This is a genomic window from Amnibacterium sp. (assembly GCF_025463795.1).
In the GTDB taxonomy this organism is placed as follows: Bacteria; Actinomycetota; Actinomycetes; order Actinomycetales; family Microbacteriaceae; genus Amnibacterium.
Window position 1 is genome coordinate 1 of sequence record NZ_JAODBE010000145.1, and the last position, 19958, is coordinate 19958.

A 19958-nucleotide genomic window follows, 5' to 3' on the forward strand; every position below is an offset into this window, starting at 1 on the left:
TGCTCGTCGCAGCGGGCGCGGCGCTCGAGACGGCCGCCTCCGCCGCGCAGGGCGCCGAGCCGCTCCCGGCCCTCGCTGCGGCCCTGACGAGCACACCGCTCGTCTTCCTCGCCGGATTCATGCTCACCGAGCCCGTGACGCTGCCGCCGCGCACCGGCCAGCGGATCCTCGTCGCGGTGGTCGTCGCCGTGCTGCTCGCGCTGCCGTACGTGCTCCCGTTCCGTGTGCTGACCTTCGGACCGAGCCCGGAGCTCGCCGTGCTCGTCGGCAACGTGCTCGCCCTGCTGCTCGCTCGTCCGGCCGCCGCGCAGCTCCGCTTCGTCGGGCGGAGGCCCCTCACTGCGAGCGCGACCGAGTACGCGTTCCGGCCCGACCGTCCGGTGCGGCATCTCGCCGGCCAGTACCTCGAGCTGCAGCTGCCGCACCACGGCGCGGACCGGCGCGGGATCCGCCGCACGCTCACGATCGTCTCGCCGCCCGGCGACCCCGCCGTCCGCGTCGCGGTCCGCACGCGTGAGCCGATGTCGACGTTCAAGCAGGCGCTCGACGTGCTGCCGATCGGCAGCCCGGTGCGAGCGGTCACGGTGTCGGGCGCCTTCACGCTGCCCGCCGACCGCGGGCTCCCGCTGCTGCTCGTCGCGAGCGGGATCGGGATCACCCCGTTCATCAGCCAGCTCGAGGCGGAGCGCCGCGCCGTCGCCGCGGGCGCGGCCGCCCGGGACGTGCTGCTCGTCGACCGGGTGCCGACCGGTGAGGACGTGCCCTACCGCGAGGTGCTCGAGGCCAGCGGCGCACGTGTGCTCCTCGTGTGCCCCGACCCGGAGGCGCTCGGTCCCGTGCCCGACCACTGGCACGTCGCGCAGCGCTTCGACGCCGCGACGCTTCGCGGCGTGCTGCCCGATCCGGCGGCGCGCCGCGCGTACGTGTCGGGCACCGCCGCGTTCGTGAGCCGGGCCAGGGGCGTGCTCCGCGCGGCCGGGGTGCGACGGATCCGCACCGACGTGTTCGCCGGCTACTGAGTACGCTCGCCCCGTGAGGGGGAGCACCGGGACCGTGCGCCGGCTCCCCGGCATCCCGGTGCTCGTCGGCGCATTCGTCCTGGTGCACGTGGGGCTCGGCCTGCTCGGGCTCGTCCCCGGTCTGGTCGGCCCGTTCGCCGATCCGACCCCGTTCGGCGACGTGACCGGGGTCTACCGCTTCTGGATCGACACCTGGCATGCGCAGGGGCGGCTCGTCGGCATCGATACCGCCTGGGTCTACCCGCTGCTCGCGGTCGTGCCCATGCTGCTCGCCTCGGTGGCGGGGGACGGCGCGTACGCACTCCTCTGGGTGCTGCTCGTCACCCTGCTCGACGCGGGCGCCCTGGTGCTGCTGCTCCGCCGAGATCTCCGCCTCGCCTGGTGGTGGGTCGTCTTCACCGCCTGCCTCGGCCCCGTCGCGATCGGGCGGATCGACGCGGTCGCCGTCCCGGTCGCGCTCGCCGGTGTGCTGGCCGTCTCGACACGGCCGACGCTCGCCGCGGTGCTCCTGTCGATCGCCACCTGGATCAAGGTGTGGCCGGCCGCCGTGCTCGCCGCGATGCTCGTCGCGGGCCGCCGCACGGCGGCGGTGATCACCGGCGTCGCCCTGACCTCGGCCGTCGTGATCGGCGTCGCGGTGGCGCTCGGAGCCGGGCGGAACGTCTTCTCGTTCATCGCCGCGCAGACGGGTCGCGGGCTGCAGATCGAGGCGCCGGTCACGGGGCTGTGGCTGATCGACGTCGTGCTCGGGCTGCCGGGCGCCTCCGTCTACTACGACCGGGACATCCTCACGTTCCAGGTCGCGGGCGAGGGCGTGCAGGCGATCTCCGAGGCGATGACCGCCGTGCTGGCGATCGGTGTGCTCGTCGTCGTCGTGCTCGCCGTGGTCGCGCGGCTGCGTGGGGCCGCGGACGGGGAGGTGCTCGCGCTCACGGCGCTGGGCCTCGTCTCGGCCTTCGTCGCGCTCAACAAGGTCGGCTCGCCGCAGTACCTCACGTGGTTCGCGGCGCCCGTGGTGCTGGGGCTCGCGACCACCCGGAGGTTCCGCTTCCCCGCGATCCTCGTCCTGGTGATGGCCCTGCTCACCCAGCTCGTCTACCCGTGGTGCTACCTGCTGGTCATCGACGCGGTGCCCTGGATGATCGGCGTGCTCGAGCTGCGGAACCTGCTGGAGCTGGTGCTCCTGGCCTGGACGATGGGGGCCCTGCTCCGCGCCCATCCGGGCGCGCTCGAGCGGGCGGAGCCGATCGCCGACCTGGAGGCCGACCGCGTCGGATCCTGACCGGCGTGCGCGGGCGTGCGGATGGGCCCGTTGGCGGGCTCCGCAGCAGCACGCGCGGACTGCACCCGCGCATGCGGGTGGTCGCGGCTCAGTCGGTCTGGAGGAGGATGCCGTCGTGGATCGCGCGCTTGCGCAGCGCGACCTTCGTACCCACGTCGAAGCCGGCGACGCGGTACTTCTCGCGGATCCGCTTGAGGTACGACTTCGCGGTCTCCTCGGAGATCCCGAGCTCGTAGGCGACCGTCTTCACCGGCTCGCCGCCGCCGTAGAGCGCCATGACGCGGCGCTCCTGCGCGGAGAGCTTCGGGGAACCGCCGACGTCGCCGGAGTTGATCGCGAGGTCGAGCTCCGCCGAGATGTAGGCCTCACCGCGGTGGGCGGCGCGGATCGCGTTCACGATCATCGACACGTCCTCGCTCTTCGGCACGTAGCCGAGGGCGCCGGACGCGAGCGCCTCGCGCACGATGTTCGGCTCGGTGTAGCTCGACATGAGCACGGTCGAGACGCCCGTCTGCTTCAGCTGCGCGAGACGCAGCGACACAGGCGTGTTGTCCTTGAGGTCGACGTCCAGCAGCACGACGTCGACCGGGAAGCCCGGGTGCGCGAGGAGCTCGGGGAAGGTGGTCACCGCCGCGACCAGCTGGATGTCACTCGCGGCGCCACGGATCCACTCGGTCAGGGCGCCGAGGAGCATCTTGTGGTCGTCGACGAGGGCGAGACGGATGGTGCCGGAGTCGGTCACGGTGAGGTCCTTTGCTTTCGCCGTTGGGGACGGACGGGCCGGTCAGCGCTCAGCGGGCTTCTCGACCACGCAGTCGATCTCGACGCAGAGGCTGCCACCGCGCTGGGAGTCGATGTGGCGCCCGACCTTGCGCATAGCGTCCCACGTGGCCGGGTCGACCCGGCTGCGCGCCACGCCGGTGGTCTGGATGACGATCGGCACCCGCAGGGTCTTCGCCTTGCCTTCGACGGGCTTCGCCGGGCCGATCGTGATCTCGATCGCGACCCTCGTGGCGCTGCGGCGCGACCGCTCCGGGGTGTCGCCGAGCATCAGCCACACCGCCTGCAGCAGGGCGTCGCGCTGCTTCGGGTCGAGCAGGCCGGCGAGGGACTCCGGGTCGGACAGCGTGACCGCCCGGCCGAGCAGCTCGGACTCGCTGATCGCGTGGTACAGCCACGTCTGCCTGCGGCCTTCGATCAGGTGCAGCCGCAGCTCGGTGGCGAGCTCCGCGGCGGCCTGTGCCGACGCAGGATTCAGGGGAAGGCGGGTGCGGCCGGTCGCGACCGAGTCGAGCAGCTGCTCCGCGGCGAGGTCGAGCCGCGCGAGCTCCTCCGATGCGAGCATCCCGACCGCGAAGCGCGGTGCGGACACGGTCGACTGCACGAGCACCCGTTCGAGCTCGCGGCCGACGATGCGCCGGAAGGTGTGCACGATCAGGGCGGCGAGCACCGGCGGCAGCACGGCGCGGCCGATCATCGCGACCGCCGACTCGAGTCCGCCGGGAGGCACGGGAGAGCCGGACCAGGACGCGAGCACGAGCACGGCGAGCACGAGGCCGAGGGCGCCGGCGGCGGCCATGATGCTGCGGCTCGAGCGCACGCCGACCATCGCGAGCAGCACGAGCGCGGTGGCCGGCGCCGCGGTGAGGTCGCGGGCGAGGTCGCCGCCGCCCCAGACGGCGCACGCGTCGAGCGCGACGACCCCCGCGAGGCCGGCCATCAGCGCACCGCCGATCCAGGCGTTCAACGTGTCGCCCGCAGCCCGCGACGCGAACGCGAGCCCGACGAGCAGCCCGGCGAGCAGCAGCCAGGCGAGCGCGGCGAGGCCGGGGGCCGGGTAGGAGTGCCACTCGAAGGCGAACCGGCCGATGTCGAAGCAGAGCAGCAGCACCGCGAGGATCGTGGCGGCGATGCCGAGGAAGCCGGTGCCGAGGCTCGTCCGCGCGGGGCGCGTGGCGGAGGCCCGTGGCAGGCGCAGGGCCGGGAGGCGGCGGACGACGTCGTCGCGGTCGGGTGTGGCGGAGCGGTGGGCCCGGCGGGGCGCGAGCAGCGAGGCCTCGGCGAGCTCCTGCTCGGGGGCGACGGTCATCGGGGGACCTCCAGGACCACGGTCGTGCCCGAACCCTGCGCCGAGAAGACGCGGGCGTTGCCGCCGATCTCGACGAGGCGGCCCACGATCGACTCCCGGTAGCCGAGTTTGCCCGCGGGGACCGCGGCGGGCTCGAATCCGGTTCCGTTGTCGGTGACGAGGGCGCGCACGGTCGTCTCGTCGTCGGTGATGGTGACGTGCGCCTCCTTGACCCCGGAGTGCCGGCGCACGTTCTCGAGGCACTCGCCGAGGGCGAGGAGGAAGGCGTCGAGCTTGCCGGGGGGCAGGGTGACGGATGCGGCGCCGTGCCAGCTGACGTCGAGGCCGAGCCGCTCGAAGCGGTTGCGGACGCTCTCGAGCGAGCCGCCCGGGTCGCCGGAGCCGCCGTCGGCGGTCTCCTCGCCCCCCTGCGCGCCGGCGCTCATGCTGAGCGGCGTGGCGGAGAGGCGCAGCTGGCGCAGCAGACGGGCGTCGTCGCCCGCCTGCCGCCGGAGCGCCTCACGGCTGACACCCACGCCGGAGTGCGCGAGCAGCGTGAGCGTGGCGAGCACCGTGTCGTGCAGGAGTCGGGCGCCCTGGCGGCGCTGCGCCTCCGTCTCGCTCGCCTGGCGCTCGCTGCGGTGCGCGCGGCCGATCGAGGAGACGCGTCGGGCCGCCCGCAGCAGGCCGGCGGAGAGCACCGAGCCGGCGGCGACGAGACCGCTCCACCCGGCGAGTGTGGACAGGGCTGCGAGCCCGAGAAGCGGCTGGCCGGCGAACACGACCACGACGGTGATCATCGTCGCCGCGAACGCGCCGACGAGGACGAGCATCCGGCCGAGGCTGATGGTGAGCAGGATGCCGGCGGCCGCGATCGACGCGGACGAGAGCACCCGCATCGCGTCGGCGACCGGAAGCGGCACGATCGCGGTGCCGGTGACGCCGATCCAGCCGGCGAAGGCGCCCGCGACCTCGCAGCGGAGCAGCACGATCGTCGCGAGCCCGAGGACGATGCTCGCGATGGGCCACTCGACCGCCTTGGTCGATCCCATCCGGAACTGCACGCCGGCGAGCACGACGAACAGCGGCAGCGCGATCAGCAGCGCCGGCAGCGGCGTCCCGCCGAGCACGAGGAGCAGGAACGCGACCGCGGTCGACGTGAGGCCGATGAGTCGGGCGCTCGCGGCGAGGAGTCGATCGCGTTGCTTGAGGATGCGTTCCATGACTTCCGCTGGGGAGGTGTCGGCGCGCAGGACGCGGGGGTGCGGTGCGCGAGTCGTCATGGAACCACAGGGCGTGCCCCGGACAGGGGGTGCCGCGCCGGTTGAAGGTTTTGTGTTCCCGAGGCGTCTCAGCTGCGTGACCCGTCCGTGTCATCCCGATCCGCCGAGGGCCGCGCCGGCCCTCGGAACCGGCGTCGCGGCGGAGGCGGGACTCCCCGGTCCGGCAGGGCCCGTCGGCCCTCGCCCGCGCTCCCGGCTCTCCCTCTCGCACTTCCGTCACGTCGCCGAGCGACGCGAAGGAACCGGCTCCTGCGGCCCGGCGTTCACTCCGGCGGGATCCAGCCCTCGCGGATCGCGTGGCGCCGCAGCAGCAGCTTCGTGCCGAGGTCGATGCCGGCGGCGCGGTACTTGCGCCGCCCGCGCTTGATGTAGCTCTTCGCCGTCTGATCGGTGGTCGCCATGTGGATCGCGACCTCGTGCACGCTGCGGCCGCCGGCATAGAGCTGCAGGGCGACGAGCTCCTGCTTGCCGAGGCTCGGATCCGCTCGGTTCGCGTACTCCTGCAGGGCGGCGGCGACGGCGGGGGAGCGATGCTCGCGGCCGGCGGCCACATCGTGCACGGCCGCGACGAGCTCGTCCGCGGACTCGTTCTTCGCGACGAACGCCGCTGCACCGGCGGAGAGGGCGGCGTGCACGGTCGCAGGATCGCCGGACCGCGCGAGCGCGACGACGGGGATGCCGCTCTCCTCGAGGGAGCGCAGCTTCTGGTCGAACGGCACGCCGTCCTCGAGGTTGTATTCGACGACCACGACGTCGACCGGGAACACCTCGTGCGCGAGCAGCTGCTCCCAGCTCGTCAGCGCGACGGCGACCTCGATGCGTGTGCGTGCGGCGCCGAGGCGAGCGGCGAGGCCCTCGACGAGGAGGCGGTGGTCGTCGATGATCGCGACCCGCACGCGGTGCGGAGCGGAGCCGTCGATCGGCCTGCGGTGAGCCGGATGCCCGGCCGGTTGCGGATGCGTGCCGACCGGCGCCGTCACCCTGCCGACCTGTCGCTCCTCGACCGTCATGCCGTCCCTCCCGGGCCCTCATCGTAGGGCCCGGACGCCCCCGGGGGCGCCTCGACCCCAGCGATCGCTCAGACGGCGAGCAAGCGGGCGATGGCCGCGCCCACGGCGTCCCGTTCGATGAGGAAGGCGTCGTGGCCGAAGGGGGAGGACAGCACGAGGGGCGCCGGGCCGTCGAGGCTCGTCGGCACGGCCCTCGCGATCCGCTGCTGGTCGGCGAGCGGGTAGAGCCGGTCGGAGTCGATCCCGAGCACGAGTGTCGGGGCGCTGATCCCCCCGAGCGCCGCCTCCACGCCGCCGCGGCCGCGCCCCACGTCGTGCGAGCTCATCGCGTCGACGAGGCGGATGTAGCTGTTGGCGTCGAAGCGGCGGGGGAACCGGTTCCCGTGGAAGTCGAGGTAGGACTCGACGGCGAACCGGCCGTGCGCGCCGAGCGGGGACACCTCGCTCTGCCACGACCGGCCGAACCGCTCGTTCAGCTCGCCCGGGCTGCGGTAGTTGAGCAGCGCCATCCGCCGGGCGAGGGCGAGCCCCCGGTGCGGGCCCTCGCCGTCGGCCGCGTCGTAGTAGTCGCCGCCGTGGAAGCGCGGGTCCGCGCGCACCGCCTCGGTCTGCACCGAGTTCAGCGCGATCTGGTCGGCGGTCGACGCCGCCGGCGCCGCGAGCACCGCGACGCGCTCGACGCGGTCGGGCAGGCCGACCGCCCATTCGAGGGCGTGCATCCCGCCCATCGAGCCGCCGACGATCGCCGCGAACCGCTCGATGCCGAGCGCATCGGCGAAGGCCGCCTGGGCCGCGACCTGGTCCCGGATCGTGAGGAAGGGGAAGCGGCCGCCCCATTCCGCGAGGTCGGGGCCGAGCGACGCGGGCCCGGTGGTGCCCTGGCAGCCGCCGAGGATGTTCGGCGCGACCACGAACCAGCGGTCCGTGTCGATGGGAAGTCCGGGGCCGACCATGCCCTCCCACCATCCGGCGGTGGGCTGACCGGGTCCAGCGGGGCCGACGACGTGCGCGTCACCGGTGAGGGCGTGGAGCACGAGCACGGCGTTGTCCCGCGCGGCGGAGAGCCGCCCCCACTGCTCGTACGCGACCCGCACGCTCGGCAGCGAGCCGCCGGTCTCGAGCGGCAGGGCTCCGACGGACACGAACCGGCGGTCGCCGACGGGGTCGCCCTCGCGCCACGCGCCGCTCGCGCGTGGCTTTCCGAGCAGCTGCCGGGCGTCGGCGTCCGTGATCGGGCGCGCCGCCTCGGAGTCCTCCGAGATCTGCCAGTCCATGTCCCGCCCAGTATCCGTGGAGCGCGAAGGGCGTCCCCGTCGTGTTACGACGAGGACGCCCCCCGCGGTGCGTGCGGAACGGTCAGACCGACGTCTCCTGGAAGGCGCGGGCCGCGGTGAGGCCGGCCTCGAGGTCCGCCTTCAGGTCGTCGATGTGCTCGAGTCCGATCGAGAGGCGCACGAGGCCGGGCGTGACCCCGGTCGTGAGCTGCTGCTCGGGCGTGAGCTGCGAGTGCGTCGTCGACGCCGGGTGGATGACGAGGGACCGCACGTCGCCGATGTTCGCGAGGTGGCTGAACAGGTTCAGGCTCTCGACGAAGCGGCGGCCGGCGTCCACGCCGCCCTTCAGCTCGAACGACACGACAGCGCCGACGCCCTTCGGGGCGTAGCGGTTGGCCGCCGCGTACCAGGGGCTCGACGGCAGGCCGGCGTAGTTGACGCTGGCGACGTCCTCGTGGTTCTCGAGCCACTCGGCGATGTCCTGCGCGTTCTTCACGTGCCGCTCGATCCGCAGCGACAGCGTCTCGATGCCCTGGATCAGGCTGAAGGCGGTGTCCGGGGAGACGGCGGCGCCGATGTCGCGGAGCAGCTGGACGCGCGCCTTGATGATGTAGGCGATGCCGTCACCGACCGCCGTCGTGTAGGAGGCGCCGTGGTACGAGGGGTCGGGCTCGGTGAGGCCGGGGAACTTGTCGACGTGCTTGCTCCACTCGAAGCGCCCGCCGTCCACGATGGCCCCGGCGACGACCGTGCCGTGGCCGCCGAGGAACTTCGTGGCCGAGTGCACGACGATGTCGGCCCCGTGCTCGAAGGGGCGGATCAGGTACGGGGTCGCGATCGTGTTGTCGACGATCAGGGGGATGTCGTGCTCGTGCGCGACGTCGGCGACCGTGCGGATGTCGAGGATGTTGATCTTCGGGTTGCCGATCGTCTCCGCGAAGAAGAGCTTGGTGTTCGGCCGGACCGCCGCGCGCCACGCCTCCGGGTCGTCCTGGTCCTCGACGAAGGTCGTCTCGATGCCGAGCTTCGCGAGGGTGTACTTGAAGAGGTTGTAGGTGCCGCCGTAGATCGAGCTCGACGAGACGATGTGGTCGCCCGCCTGCGCGATGTTCAGCACGGCGAAGGTCTCCGCCGCCTGACCGGACGCGAGCAGCAGCCCGGCCGTGCCGCCCTCGAGGTTCGCGAGCCGCTCCTCGACGACCGCCTGGGTCGGGTTCTGGATGCGGTTGTAGATGTTGCCGAACTCGGCCAGCGCGAACAGGTTCCTCGCGTGGTCTGCGGAGTTGAAGACGTACGAGGTCGTCTTGTAGATGGGGGTCGCCCGCGCGTTGGTCACGGGGTCGGGGGCAGCGCCGGCATGGATCTGCTCGGTCTCGAAGTGCCAGGAGTGCTCGCTCATGGCCTCACCGTAGGAAGACGGCGGGTTCGGCGACAGCGCGGGCGACACACGCCGTAACGAAGCCGCAGCCGTCGTGCCCTTGAATGGACGCATGACTCGGCGAGCAGTGGTGACCGGCGCCAGCACGGGGATCGGGGCGGCGACCGTCCGGCGGTTCCGGGAGCACGGCTGGGACGTGGTCGCGGTGGCGAGGCGGCAGGAGCGGCTCGCCGCCCTCGCCGCGGAGACGGGATGCGACTTCGTGGTCGCGGACCTCACGGTCGAGGCCGACGTGGCGCGGCTCGCAGCCGAGGTGGCGGCCGGCGGTCCGCTCACGACCCTGGTGAACAACGCGGGCGGCGCGCGCGGCCTCGACACCGTCGAAGCCGGGAGCGTCGAGGACTGGCGCTGGATGTTCGAGGCGAACGTGATCGCGACGAAGCGGGTCACATCCGCCCTGCTGCCGCTGCTGCGGGACGGCGCCGAGGCGACCGGGTCCGCGGACGTGGTGACCGTCACGTCGATCGCCGGGCACGTCGCCTACGAGGGCGGTGGTGGGTACAACGCGGCGAAGTTCGCCGAGCACGCCCTCGTCGCGGTGCTGCGACTCGAGCTGGCAGGCGAGCCGATCCGCGTCATCGAGGTGGCGCCGGGCCTCGTGCGCACGGAGGAGTTCTCGTTGAACCGCTTCGGCGGCGACCGGGTCCGCGCGGACGCCGTCTACGCCGAGGTGCCGGAGCCGCTGACCGGCGACGACGTCGCCGAGAGCATCGTCGGCGCCGTCGAGCTGCCGCGGCACGTGAACCTCGACCTCATCACGATCAAGCCGGTGGCGCAGGCCGCTCCGACCAAGCTCGTGAAAGGACCGCTGGCCGTCAAGCGCTGACGCCCGGGACGGGCTCAGACGCGGCCGATCGCGGCGCCCAGGATCAGGCGGGCGCCGGCGGCGACGGTGAGCAGCACGGCCGGCAGCGCGGCGCCGACCACCGAGAGGCCGACGGCCGCCAGCGCGAAGAGGACCGCCTCCGTGAGCAGCCGCGCTCGCGCCCCGACCCGGCGGGACGAGCGCGGGGCGAGCAGGACGCCCCAGACCGCGATCACCGCGGAAGGCAGCAGCACCGCGAGCACGATCCGGGCGGCGGGCGGCAGCGGGCTGAGCAGGGCGATCGCGATCGCCGCCGCGAGCAGCCCCAGCTCGGTGAGCAGGGCGAGCACGGCGTTCGTCAGGACGGCGAGACGCATCCCCTCATGCTGCCGTGCCGGACCGGACGCGGCGGACGCCGGTGTCGTGCGAGAGGAACTCGGCGCGAAGCGGGATCCCGCTGGCGCTGCGGAACGCCGCGACGACCTCCTCCTCGCGCGCCGAGAGCCAGGGCGGGCCGGGCCGCTCCCAGACGAGCACCAGGGCGGCCCAGCCGCCGAGTTCGGCCATCTCGGTCACGCTCGCCCCGAGGCGCGGCATCACGCCCGGATCGAGGGGGACGTCCTCGATCGGGATCACGACCCGGACGGGGACACCGTCGGCGTCGAGGGGGAACAGCCAGAGCTGCACGCGGGCGGCAGGGCCGACGAGGGAGGAGACGGTCTCGAACAGGTCGGCGTCGGTGGGGGCGCTGAGCGGAGCGGTCATGCCGGGATGGTGGCGTCACGGACCGGTCACGCGGGAACCGGCGGTCCGTCGCCGGACCTGGACCGGTCCAGCAGCACCTGGGGAGGAGCGGCCGCGGCACCGGACTCGCGGAACGGCAGGGGACCTCGGATCGGCCGCCCCCTCCGCCGGGCCGATCCGTGCCCGGCACCCAGCGCACGGATCAGTGGTCGGTTGGGTGGTGGGCACGGATGTGCGGCCCGTCGCCCAGGACGAACCTTCAGGTCATCCCGACCAGAAGGAGCCGATCATGTTCCCGTCCAGCAGCCTCCACACCGATTTCGCCCGCCAGGTGCAGGTCGACCGGAGGGCCTCCCTCCGCGTCGAGCGCAGCACGCCGGGCGAGCGCCGGGCGCGATTCGCGGCGCTTCTCGCCGTGATCGCGCGGCCGTTCCGCCGCCCCGCCTCCCTCGCGCCGGCCGTCGACGTGGACCGTTCCGCCGCGGCCTGAACGGTCGGGCGGGAGCGGCCGATGCGCTCACGGCCTGTGCACGGTCCTGCCGGGGAAGGATGATCCCGCCCGTGTCCCGGTCGATCGACATGCCGGGGACGGCGCCGCTTCGCCGGTTCGCACTCGGCGCCCGCCGGCCCGACCATCGCATCCGGCGGACCGCTCCCCGGACGAGGCGGGGGTCGTCCACCTCCTGCCGGTCGCGGCCGTCCGGGCCGCCGCGCGGGATTGACCCTGTCCACCGTCGCCGGCACGCGGGATGATCTCCGCGTGACCGGCGTGCGGGCGGTGACCGCGGAGCTCTCGCCTCGGGAGGCGGAGGTGCTCCGCGCGGTCGCCGAGCACCTGACGAACGCGGAGATCGCCGCCCGGCTCTACATCTCGGTGCGCACCGTCGAGAGCCACGTCGCCGCGCTGCTGCGGAAGGTCGCCGCGCCCGACCGACGCGCGCTCATCGCCCTGGCCCCCGCGCTGCTCGACCCGACCGCGGAGGCGCCGCGGCGCAGCACGGTCACCTCCTTCATCGGCCGGGTGGCGGAGCGGGAGGCCCTGGCCGCCGCCCTCGCGCATCAACGGCTCGTCACCGCCCTCGGCCCGGGTGGCGTGGGCAAGACGCGGCTCGCCCAGATGGTGGCGGCGGAGGCGAGCGAGCGGTACGCAGGCGGCGCCTGGTACGTCGACCTCGTGCCGGTGAACGATCCGGGCGCGGTCCCGGCCGCGATCGCCGCGGTCCTCGGCATCCACGAGCGCCAAGGGCACTCCCTCGTCGACGGGATCGGTTCCTGGCTCACCGACCGGGAGCTCCTGCTCGTGCTCGACAACTGCGAGCACCTGGTCGACGGGGTCGCTGCGCTGCTCGAGCAGCTGCTGCTCGCGAGTCCCGGCCTCACCGTCCTGGCCACGAGCCGCACCCGGCTGGCGGTGCCGTTCGAGTGGGTCTTCCCCGTGCCCGGCCTCTCCACCGGGACGGCCGACGAGCCCGGCGACGCCGTGCAGCTGTTCGAGGCGCGTGCACGTGCCGCCGGGGCGACGCTCGGACCGGAGCTGCGGCGGAGGATCACCTCGGTCTGCGCCGCGCTCGACGGGATCGCGCTTGCGATCGAGCTCGCCGCGGCGCGGCTGCCGGCCTTGGGCCTCGACGGGCTCGAGGCGGGCCTGGCCGACCGGCTGCCCCTGCTGTCGGGTGGCCGCAGGGCGGACGCCCGCCACCGGTCGCTCCGCGCCACGCTCGACTGGAGCTACGCCCTGCTCCCGGCCGCCGACCAGTCCGTGCTCCGGCGGATCTCGGTGTTCGCCGCCCCGTTCTCCGCGACCGACGCCAACACCGTCGCGGGCGACGGGTTGTCGCCCGCCACGGTGCTCGGAGTGCTCGCCGAGCTCGTCGACAGCAGCCTGCTCAGTGCCGAGCTGGGTGGGAGCGACACCCGCTACGCCGCGCTGGAGACCATCCGGCAGTACGGCGCGGAGCGGCTCGCCGACAACGGGGAGACGCTGACCGCGCGGTCCGCGCACCTCGCCTGGTGCGTCCGGCGTGCGGAGGCGCTGCCGGTGGCGGCCGGGGAGGCCGCCTCCTGGCATCAGGACTTCGACGCCGTCGTGGAGGACCTCCGCGCGGCGCTCGCCTGGGCGCGCACCCGGCCCGAGTGCCGGGAGCTCGCGTTCGGGCTCGCGAGCCGGCTCGCGTCCGCCCTCTTCGCCCGCGGCCTTCCCGCGGAGGCCCAGCGACGCTTCGAGGAGGCGGCCGCGCTCGCTCCGGACGACGCGACGGCGGCGGCCCGGTTCCAGGCCGCCGCCGGCGCCGCCGAGGCGCGCCAGTTCGGCACGGAGTCGCTCCGGCTCCGGAGGGAGGCGGCGGACGCCTTCGTGCGCGCGGGTGAACCGTTCCAGGCGGCGATCCAACTCGCCCGGGCGGCCGAGCTGATCAACCGCGGGTCCGGCATGTTGGTGCCTCGTCCACGTCCCGAGGACGTCGAACCGCTGCTCGCGGAGGCCCGGCTCCTCGCGGGGGACGACCGCGTCGCGCGCTCGCGGCTCGCCACGGCGGAGGCGTTCGCGGTCCCGCCCGAGGAGCCGCGGGCCATGGAGCTCGCCGCACGGGCGTTGGAGCTCGCCCGCGCGGAGGGCGACGTGATCGGCGAGAGCGCCGCGCTGGACGGCCTCTGCGCTCCGCAGCTGCAGTCCGGGGACCTCATCGGAGCGACGGCGAGCGCCGTGCGCCGCATCGAGCTGCTCGCGCCGGTCGCGCTCGCGCCGGAGGTCGGCATGGAGCTTCTGGACGCGCTCTGCATGTCGGCGGAATGCGCCCTCGGGGTCGGCGATCTCCCGCTCGCCGGCCGCCTCGCGGACCGGCTGCTCTCGATCCCCTACCTCGGCGGCGAGCAGCACGTCGCCGCGTCCCGGCCGATGCTCGTGGCGGTTCTCGAGGGCGATCTCACCCGCTGCGTCGCCCTCGCGGATCGGTTCCTCGACGGGTGGGATCGCGCCGGCCGGCCCCAGGTGTCGAACCTCTGCCCGTCCGCGCTGGCCGCCGCCGCTGCCTTCGCCCTGCGCGGAGACGATCGGAGCGCCGCGGAATGGCGCCGCATCGCGTTCGGGCTGCTGACCCGCCGACTGCAGACGGCGGACTTCGAGGTGAGCGGTCTGGAGGCCCTCGTGCTGCTCCACCGGGGCAGGGCGGCTGAAGCGGTTGCGCGGATGGAGGCGGATCCGGAGCCGATCGACTCCTGGTACGAGGCCACCTGGCGGCCCTGGTACGCCGCGCTCTGGGCGGAGGCGGCCGTGCTCGCAGGCCGGGCCGACGCGGCGGAGCGCATCGAGCGCGGCCGCGCGGTGGCCGCGCCGAATCCGATCGCCGTGGCCCTGCTCGACCGCGCCGCAGCGCTGCGCACCGGCGACGTTCCGGCGCTGCCGGGGATCGCCGAGCGCCTGAGTGCGCTCGGCAGCCGCTACCAGCAGGCGCGCACGCTGATCCTCGCCGGGGGTACGGCGGCCGAGGGGGGAAGGGCGGCCATGGCTGCGCTCGGCGCGACCGTCACCGCCTGAGCACCGTCACACCCGTCCGAGGGCGGCTCCGGGCACCAGCCGCGCCGCGGCGGTCCCGGGTGCTGCGCCGTCGGCCGGCCCTCGCGCCGGCGTCCGCTGGACCGTCGGGAGCGGCGCCGGGGCGGTGGACGACCGGCGTCGGGTGCCCGCTGGCCGCCGTGGTCCGCCGAGGATCAGTCCCGGCCGTGCGGCCAGCGCCAGTTCGCGATCGACGGGTCGTCCTCGCCGTGCTCCCTCGTGTACATGCGGGCCGCCAGGCGGGCGTCCGTCATCCGCTGCCGCAGCGCCGCGTAGCCGGTGCCGAGCGACGGCACCCGGTCGATCACGTCCGACACGAGCGAGAACCGGTCGAGCCGGTTCATCATCACCATGTCGAACGGCGTCGTCGTCGTGCCCTCCTCGATGTACCCGTGGACGTGGAACTGATCGTGGTTCGCCCGCTTGTACGTGAGCCGGTGGATCAGCGGCGGATAGCCGTGGTACGCGAAGACCACCGGCTTGTCCGGGGTGAAGATCGCGTCGAACTCCCGGTCCGGCAGCCCGTGCGGATGCTCGCGGTCCGACTGCAGGCGCATCAGGTCGACGACGTTCACGACGCGCACCTTCAGGTCGGGTGCGTGCTGCCGCAGCAGGTCGGCGGCCGCGAGCACCTCCATCGTGGGGATCTCGCCGGCGCAGGCGAGCACCACATCCGGCTCGTTGTCGGTCGTCGACGCCCAGTCCCAGATCCCGAGCCCGCGCGTGCAGTGCGCGATCGCCTCGTCCATCGTCAGGTAGTCGAGCTGCTCCTGCTTGCCCGCAACGATCACGTTGATGTACTGCCGGCTGCGCAGCGCGTGGTCGCCGACCGAGAGCAGGCAGTTCGCGTCCGGCGGCAGGTAGACGCGGGCGATCTCGGCCTTCTTGTTCACGACGTGGTCGATGAATCCGGGGTCCTGGTGACTCGACCCGTTGTGGTCCTGCCGCCAGACGTGGGAGGTGATCAGGTAGTTCAGGCTCGCGATCGGCCGCCGCCACTCGATGCGGTTGATGTCGTGCAGCCACTTCGCGTGCTGGTTCACCATCGAGTCGACGATGTGCGCGAACGCCTCGTACGAGCTCATCAGGCCGTGCCGTCCGGTGAGCAGGTAGCCCTCGAGCCAGCCCTGCAGGAGATGTTCCGACAGCACCTCCATGACCCGGCCGTCCGGCGCGAGATGGTCGTCCGTCGGCAGGATCGGCTCCTGCCATGCCCGGTCGGTGGTCGCGAACACGGCCTGCAGGCGGTTGGAGGCGGTCTCGTCCGGGCCCATCAGCCGGAAGCGGTCGGGGTTCGCCGCCATCACGTCGCGCAGGTACGAGCCGAGCACCGTCGTCGCGGAGTGCATCGTGGCCCCGGGCTCGGCGACCTCGACCGCGTAGTCCCGGAAGTCGGGCAGCTCGAGATCCTTCAGGATCGCGCCGCCGTTCGTGTGCGGGTTCGATCCCATCCGGCGCCCGCCCTCCGGCGCGAGGGCCTGCAGGTCGGGCACGAGGCGTCCCTCGCCGTCGAAGAGATCCCCCGGCTCGTAGCTGCGCATCCACGCCTCGAGCTGCCGCAGGTGCCCCTCGTTCGTCCGCACCTCGGACAGGGGCACCTGGTGCGCGCGGAAGGTGCCCTCGATCTGCTGCCCGTCGACCTCCTTCGGCCCCGTCCAGCCCTTCGGGGTGCGCAGCACGATCATCGGCCAGGGCGCCGGCCCGGAGCGACCGGATCCGCCGCGCGCGGCCTGCTGGATCTCGGCGATGCGGTCCAGACAGGTGTCGAGGGCCTCCGCCATCGCGCGGTGGACCGGCATCGGGTCGTCGCCCGAGACGACGATCGGGTCCCAGCCCCAACCGCGGATGAGTTGCAGCAGCTGCTCCTCGGGCAGCCGCGCGAGCACCGTCGGGTTCGCGATCTTGTACCCGTTCAGGTGCAGGATCGGCAGCACGGCCCCGTCCCGTGCGGCGTCGAGGAAGGCCGGCGCGTGCCAGCTCGTCGCGAGCGGACCGGTCTCGGCCTCGCCGTCGCCGATCACCGTGAACGCGACGAGGCCGGGGTTGTCGAACACCGCGCCGGTGGCGTGCATGAGCGAGTAGCCGAGCTCGCCGCCCTCGTTGATGGAGCCGGGCGTCTCCGGCGCCGCATGGCTCGGGATGCCTCCGGGGAACGAGAACTGGCGGAAGAGCCGCTGCATCCCCTGCTCGGTCTGGGGCAGGTGCGGGTACACCTCCGAGTAGGTGCCTTCGAGATACGTGTTGGCCACCACCCCCGGTCCGCCGTGCCCGGGCCCCGCGACGTAGATCGCGTCGAGGTCGCGCTCCCTGATCACCCGGTTCGCGTGCACGTAGACGAGGTTCAGCCCCGGCGTGGTGCCCCAGTGGCCGAGCAGCCGCGGCTTGATGTGCTCCGGCGCCAGCGGTTCCTTCAGCAGCGGGTTGTCCAGCAGGTAGATCTGCCCGACGGAGAGGTAGTTGGCGGCGGACCAGTAGCGGTGGATCCGCGTCAGGAGCGCGTCGTCGACGGGAGTGCGGGTGGCTTCGGTCACGGTCACGGAGCACAGCGTGGCCCCCGGCCCTGAACGGCAGCCCGCCGCGCCGTCGGAGCGGGATGAGCGGCCGGGGAACGGCTCAGCGCAGGCGCTGCTCCGTGTCAGCCAGGAAGCCGGCGAGCAGCTCGAGGATCGCCTGCGGGTGCTCGAGGTGCGAGCAGTGGCTCGCGTCGGGCTCCACGTGGGACCGCACGTCGGGGATCCGGTCGACGAAGGGTTGCCACACCTCGGGCGTCGCCTCGTCGAACTCCCCGGCGAGCACCAGGGTCGGCACGGCCACCTGCGGCAGGCGGTCGATCACCGTCCAGCCCGCCATCGTGCCGGTGACGAAGAACTCGTTGACGCCGTTCATCGTGTGGTACACGGTCGGCTCGGCCTCCATCTGCGCGATCGAGGCGACGAGGTCGGCCGGATACGGATCCATCCGGCACACGTGCCGCCGGTAGTAGACGTCGACCGCGGCCAGGTACTCGGGGTCGTCGATGGTGCCGTCGGCCTCGTGCCGTTCGAGCGCTTCCCTGGTCTCCTCCGGGAGGTCCTGGCGCAGGCGGTTCGCCCCGGCGACCCACAGCTCCATCGACGCCGGCGAGTTCAGAATCGCGAGCGAGGTGAGGCCCGCGGGTCGCCGCACCGCGATCTCCGAGCCGAGCATGCCGCCCCAGGACTGGCCGGCCACGTGGTAGCGGTCCAGCCCGAGGTGCGTGACGAGGTTCTCGAACTCCTCGACGAAGAGCTCCGGCGTCCAGAACGTGCTCGGCTGGTCGGGCAGGTGCGTGCTCCGGCCGCAGCCGAGCTGGTCGTAGTGGATCACCCGCCGGCCGGTGCCGGCGAGGGCCGCCAGGTTGCGCACGTAGTCGTGCCCCATGCCGGGACCGCCGTGCAGCACGATCAGGGGGAGCGCGCCGTCGACCGGCTGCTCGGGCTCCGTGATCCGGGTCCAGGTGCTCCAGCCCCGGAACGGGACCTCGATCTCGGTGACGTCCACGTCACTCCTTCCGACCGTCCCATTCTGCTGCCGTGAACCGCCCGATTCCTCGGCGATAGGGTTCCGGGGGTGAGCACCGAGCAGGCCGCCCCCGCCCGCGAGATCCTGAGGTGGGAGGACGTCGGCGACGCTGCACGGGACCTCGCGCTGCGGATCCACGAGTCCGGGTTCCGGCCCGAGATCGTCGTCGCGATCGCCCGCGGCGGGCTGCTCGTCGGTGGCGCGCTCGCCTACGCCCTCGGGGTGAAGAGCTGCGGATCGATCAACGTCGAGCTCTACACCGGCGTCGACACGACCCTGCCGGAGCCGCTGCTGCTGCCCCCGCATCTCGACGGCGCCTCCCTCGCCGGGCGCCGCGTGCTGCTCGCCGACGACGTCTCGCAGTCCGGGCTCACCCTGAAGCTCGCCGTCGAGATCATCGAGCGGATGGGCGCGGAGGTGCGCACGGCCTGCTTCTACACGAAGCCCCAGACCGTCTTCGTGCCCGACTGGTCGTGGCGCGACACGGACCGCTGGATCGTCTTCCCCTGGTCGGCCGAGCCGCCCGTCACCGGCGTCCGGGGCGAATGAGCGGCCGGCTCCACCTCGCCGGCGGCGGCTGGAGCGGGACCCCCGAGCCGTGGCGGGCCTTCCTCGCCGATGCGCGGGCGGCGGGCGGCCGCGAACGGCCCCGGATCGCCGTGCTCGCCGTCCGGAACGGCGACGAGCGCGAGCACGTGGAGCGGCTCGTCGCGGCGCTGACGGGACCCGTCGATCCGCGGGTCGCGACCGCCCCGCACGGCGGCGCCCTCGACGCCGCGGTGCTCGACGACGTCGACGGCGTGCTCGTCGGCGGTGGTCTCACCCCCGCCTACCTCGACGCCGTGCTGCCGCTCGCCGAGCGGATCCGCGCCCTCGTCGCCGACGGGCGGCCCTACGCCGGGTTCTCGGCAGGCTCTTCGATCGCGGCCCGGCACGCCCTGCTCGGCGGATGGCGGCACGACGGGGTGCCCGTCGTCGACGAGGAGATCGGTGAGGACCTCGGCGAGCTCCTGGTGCGCGACGGCCTCGGCCTCACGGATCTCACGATCGACGTGCACGCGGCCCAGTGGGGCACGCTCGCCAGGCTGATCACCGCGGTCGGCGGCGGCCTCGTGCCCGAGGGCGCGGCGATCGATGAGGACACCGTGCTCGTGCTCGGCGACGTCACGACGGTGGGGGGCACCGGGAACGTGTGGTGGGTGTCCTCCGGCGACGGCGCGGTCGCCGTGCGCCGGGAGCCCGCCGCGTGAGCCGGCTCGCGGACCTCGCTGCTGCCGGGGCGATCGACCGCGGCTGGGCGGACGTGCTCGCACCCGCGGAGCCGGCGCTCGTCGCGGCCGAGGCCTTCGCCGCCGCCGACGCGGCGGCGGGCCACGTCGTGCTCCCGGCGCCGGACCTCGTTCTGCGGGCCTTCCGGATCCCGTTCGCCTCCGTGCGGGTCGTCGTGGTCGGGCAGGACCCGTATCCGACGCCCGGGCATCCGATCGGCCTCGCCTTCGCCGTCGAGCGCCACGTGCGGCCGCTGCCCCGCAGCCTCGGCAACATCTACCGGGAGCGGTTCGACGACCTCGGGCTGCCGCCCGCCGCGCACGGCGACCTCAGCGCATGGACGGATCGGGGTGTGCTGCTGCTGAACCGCGACCTCACGGTGCGGGCGGGTGCGGCCGGATCGCACGCCGGCCGCGGCTGGGAGGTCGTGACCGGGCGCGCCGTCGCCGCGCTCGCGGAGCGCGGTGGTCCGCTCGTCGCGATCCTCTGGGGGCGCCGTGCGCAGACGCTCGGGGCGGCCCTCCTGCCGCAGGTCGCGCGGGTGGAGTCCGCCCATCCGAGTCCGCTCTCCGCCCGCAACGGCTTCTTCGGCTCGAGGCCTTTCAGCCGCACGAACGCACTGCTCGAGCAGCAGGGCGCGCGCGGCCTCGACTGGAGCCTGCCCGAGGCGGATTAG

The 19958-nt window shown here is 73.7% G+C and carries 18 protein-coding genes; 8 read left to right on the forward strand and 10 right to left on the reverse strand.

The window, feature by feature from the left end:
• Together JWQ92_RS12460 and JWQ92_RS12465 are read left to right on the forward strand one after the other, a co-directional pair.
• Positions 1-1019, forward strand: a 1019-nt coding sequence (locus JWQ92_RS12460; protein WP_297344780.1) for a ferredoxin--NADP reductase, incomplete at its 5' end; no start/stop codon positions are given.
• 13 nt (positions 1020-1032) lie between these two features.
• The gene (locus JWQ92_RS12465; RefSeq protein ID WP_297344781.1) at positions 1033-2301 is read left to right on the forward strand and encodes a glycosyltransferase 87 family protein; all 1269 of its coding nucleotides are present in this window, start codon (positions 1033-1035) and stop codon (positions 2299-2301) included.
• An 88-nt stretch (positions 2302-2389) separates the two neighbouring features.
• On the opposite strand, the gene JWQ92_RS12470 is transcribed toward JWQ92_RS12465, so the two are convergent.
• The 6 genes from JWQ92_RS12470 to JWQ92_RS12495 form a co-directional block, all read right to left on the reverse strand.
• Complete coding sequence (locus tag JWQ92_RS12470) at positions 2390-3043, reverse strand: response regulator transcription factor (protein ID WP_297344782.1); 654 nt, start codon at positions 3041-3043, stop codon at positions 2390-2392.
• 42 nt (positions 3044-3085) lie between these two features.
• Positions 3086-4390: a hypothetical protein gene (locus tag JWQ92_RS12475; RefSeq protein ID WP_297344783.1), complete on the reverse strand. Its 1305-nt coding sequence runs from the start codon at positions 4388-4390 to the stop codon at positions 3086-3088.
• Complete coding sequence (locus JWQ92_RS12480) at positions 4387-5592, reverse strand: ATP-binding protein (protein ID WP_297344784.1); 1206 nt, start codon at positions 5590-5592, stop codon at positions 4387-4389. The genes JWQ92_RS12475 and JWQ92_RS12480 overlap by 4 nt, the downstream gene beginning before the upstream one ends.
• Before the next feature lie 323 nt (positions 5593-5915).
• The gene (locus tag JWQ92_RS12485; RefSeq protein WP_297344785.1) at positions 5916-6662 is read right to left on the reverse strand and encodes a response regulator; all 747 of its coding nucleotides are present in this window, start codon (positions 6660-6662) and stop codon (positions 5916-5918) included.
• Between the two features lie 68 nt (positions 6663-6730).
• Complete coding sequence (locus JWQ92_RS12490) at positions 6731-7936, reverse strand: homoserine O-acetyltransferase (RefSeq protein WP_297344786.1); 1206 nt, start codon at positions 7934-7936, stop codon at positions 6731-6733.
• 82 nt (positions 7937-8018) lie between these two features.
• Complete coding sequence (locus tag JWQ92_RS12495; RefSeq protein ID WP_297344787.1) at positions 8019-9335, reverse strand: bifunctional o-acetylhomoserine/o-acetylserine sulfhydrylase; 1317 nt, start codon at positions 9333-9335, stop codon at positions 8019-8021.
• Positions 9336-9426: 91 nt separating this feature from the next.
• Here JWQ92_RS12495 and JWQ92_RS12500 point away from each other — a divergent pair, with 91 nt between their 5' ends.
• On the forward strand, positions 9427-10200 hold the full coding sequence (locus JWQ92_RS12500; protein ID WP_297344788.1) for an SDR family oxidoreductase: 774 nt from the start codon (positions 9427-9429) through the stop codon (positions 10198-10200).
• A gap of 14 nt (positions 10201-10214) precedes the next feature.
• Here JWQ92_RS12500 and JWQ92_RS12505 read toward each other — a convergent pair whose 3' ends face one another.
• On the reverse strand, positions 10215-10556 hold the full coding sequence (locus JWQ92_RS12505) for a YrdB family protein (RefSeq protein WP_297344789.1): 342 nt from the start codon (positions 10554-10556) through the stop codon (positions 10215-10217).
• Between the two features lie 4 nt (positions 10557-10560).
• A complete protein-coding gene (locus tag JWQ92_RS12510; protein WP_297344790.1) occupies positions 10561-10944 on the reverse strand; it encodes a hypothetical protein in 384 nt (127 codons plus the stop codon).
• Positions 10945-11212: 268 nt separating this feature from the next.
• Here JWQ92_RS12510 and JWQ92_RS12515 point away from each other — a divergent pair, with 268 nt between their 5' ends.
• Together JWQ92_RS12515 and JWQ92_RS12520 are read left to right on the forward strand one after the other, a co-directional pair.
• Positions 11213-11413, forward strand: coding sequence for a hypothetical protein (locus JWQ92_RS12515; RefSeq protein ID WP_297344791.1), 201 nt, complete (start codon positions 11213-11215; stop codon positions 11411-11413).
• Between the two features lie 270 nt (positions 11414-11683).
• Positions 11684-14455 (forward strand): LuxR C-terminal-related transcriptional regulator, encoded by a 2772-nt coding sequence (locus tag JWQ92_RS12520; RefSeq protein ID WP_297344792.1) that lies wholly within the window; start codon positions 11684-11686, stop codon positions 14453-14455.
• Between the two features lie 173 nt (positions 14456-14628).
• Here the strand turns inward: JWQ92_RS12520 and JWQ92_RS12525 are convergent, their stop codons facing one another.
• Together JWQ92_RS12525 and JWQ92_RS12530 are read right to left on the reverse strand one after the other, a co-directional pair.
• On the reverse strand, positions 14629-17004 hold the full coding sequence (locus JWQ92_RS12525; RefSeq protein ID WP_297344804.1) for a phosphoketolase: 2376 nt from the start codon (positions 17002-17004) through the stop codon (positions 14629-14631).
• A gap of 82 nt (positions 17005-17086) precedes the next feature.
• A complete protein-coding gene (locus JWQ92_RS12530; protein WP_297344793.1) occupies positions 17087-17992 on the reverse strand; it encodes a proline iminopeptidase-family hydrolase in 906 nt (301 codons plus the stop codon).
• A gap of 69 nt (positions 17993-18061) precedes the next feature.
• On the opposite strand from JWQ92_RS12530, the gene JWQ92_RS12535 reads away from it, so the two are divergent.
• The 3 genes from JWQ92_RS12535 to JWQ92_RS12545 are packed head-to-tail and all read left to right on the forward strand — an operon-like array spanning position 18062 to position 19958.
• Positions 18062-18562, forward strand: a complete 501-nt coding sequence (locus JWQ92_RS12535; RefSeq protein ID WP_297344794.1) for a phosphoribosyltransferase — start codon at positions 18062-18064, stop codon at positions 18560-18562.
• Positions 18559-19263, forward strand: a complete 705-nt coding sequence (locus JWQ92_RS12540; protein WP_297344795.1) for a Type 1 glutamine amidotransferase-like domain-containing protein — start codon at positions 18559-18561, stop codon at positions 19261-19263. Before JWQ92_RS12535 ends, JWQ92_RS12540 begins: the two co-directional genes overlap by 4 nt.
• Positions 19260-19958: a uracil-DNA glycosylase gene (locus JWQ92_RS12545; RefSeq protein ID WP_297344796.1), complete on the forward strand. Its 699-nt coding sequence runs from the start codon at positions 19260-19262 to the stop codon at positions 19956-19958. The genes JWQ92_RS12540 and JWQ92_RS12545 overlap by 4 nt, the downstream gene beginning before the upstream one ends.

Coding starts and splice junctions, on each gene's coding strand:
- JWQ92_RS12485 (WP_297344785.1), bottom strand. CDS start 6,662: ATGACGGTCGAGGAGCGACAGGTCGGCAGGGTGACGGCGCCGGTCGGC.
- JWQ92_RS12515 (WP_297344791.1), top strand. CDS start 11,213: ATGTTCCCGTCCAGCAGCCTCCACACCGATTTCGCCCGCCAGGTGCAG.
- JWQ92_RS12490 (WP_297344786.1), bottom strand. CDS start 7,936: ATGGACTGGCAGATCTCGGAGGACTCCGAGGCGGCGCGCCCGATCACG.
- JWQ92_RS12500 (WP_297344788.1), top strand. CDS start 9,427: ATGACTCGGCGAGCAGTGGTGACCGGCGCCAGCACGGGGATCGGGGCG.
- JWQ92_RS12540 (WP_297344795.1), top strand. CDS start 18,559: ATGAGCGGCCGGCTCCACCTCGCCGGCGGCGGCTGGAGCGGGACCCCC.
- JWQ92_RS12510 (WP_297344790.1), bottom strand. CDS start 10,944: ATGACCGCTCCGCTCAGCGCCCCCACCGACGCCGACCTGTTCGAGACC.
- JWQ92_RS12475 (WP_297344783.1), bottom strand. CDS start 4,390: ATGACCGTCGCCCCCGAGCAGGAGCTCGCCGAGGCCTCGCTGCTCGCG.
- JWQ92_RS12505 (WP_297344789.1), bottom strand. CDS start 10,556: ATGCGTCTCGCCGTCCTGACGAACGCCGTGCTCGCCCTGCTCACCGAG.
- JWQ92_RS12480 (WP_297344784.1), bottom strand. CDS start 5,592: ATGGAACGCATCCTCAAGCAACGCGATCGACTCCTCGCCGCGAGCGCC.
- JWQ92_RS12495 (WP_297344787.1), bottom strand. CDS start 9,335: ATGAGCGAGCACTCCTGGCACTTCGAGACCGAGCAGATCCATGCCGGC.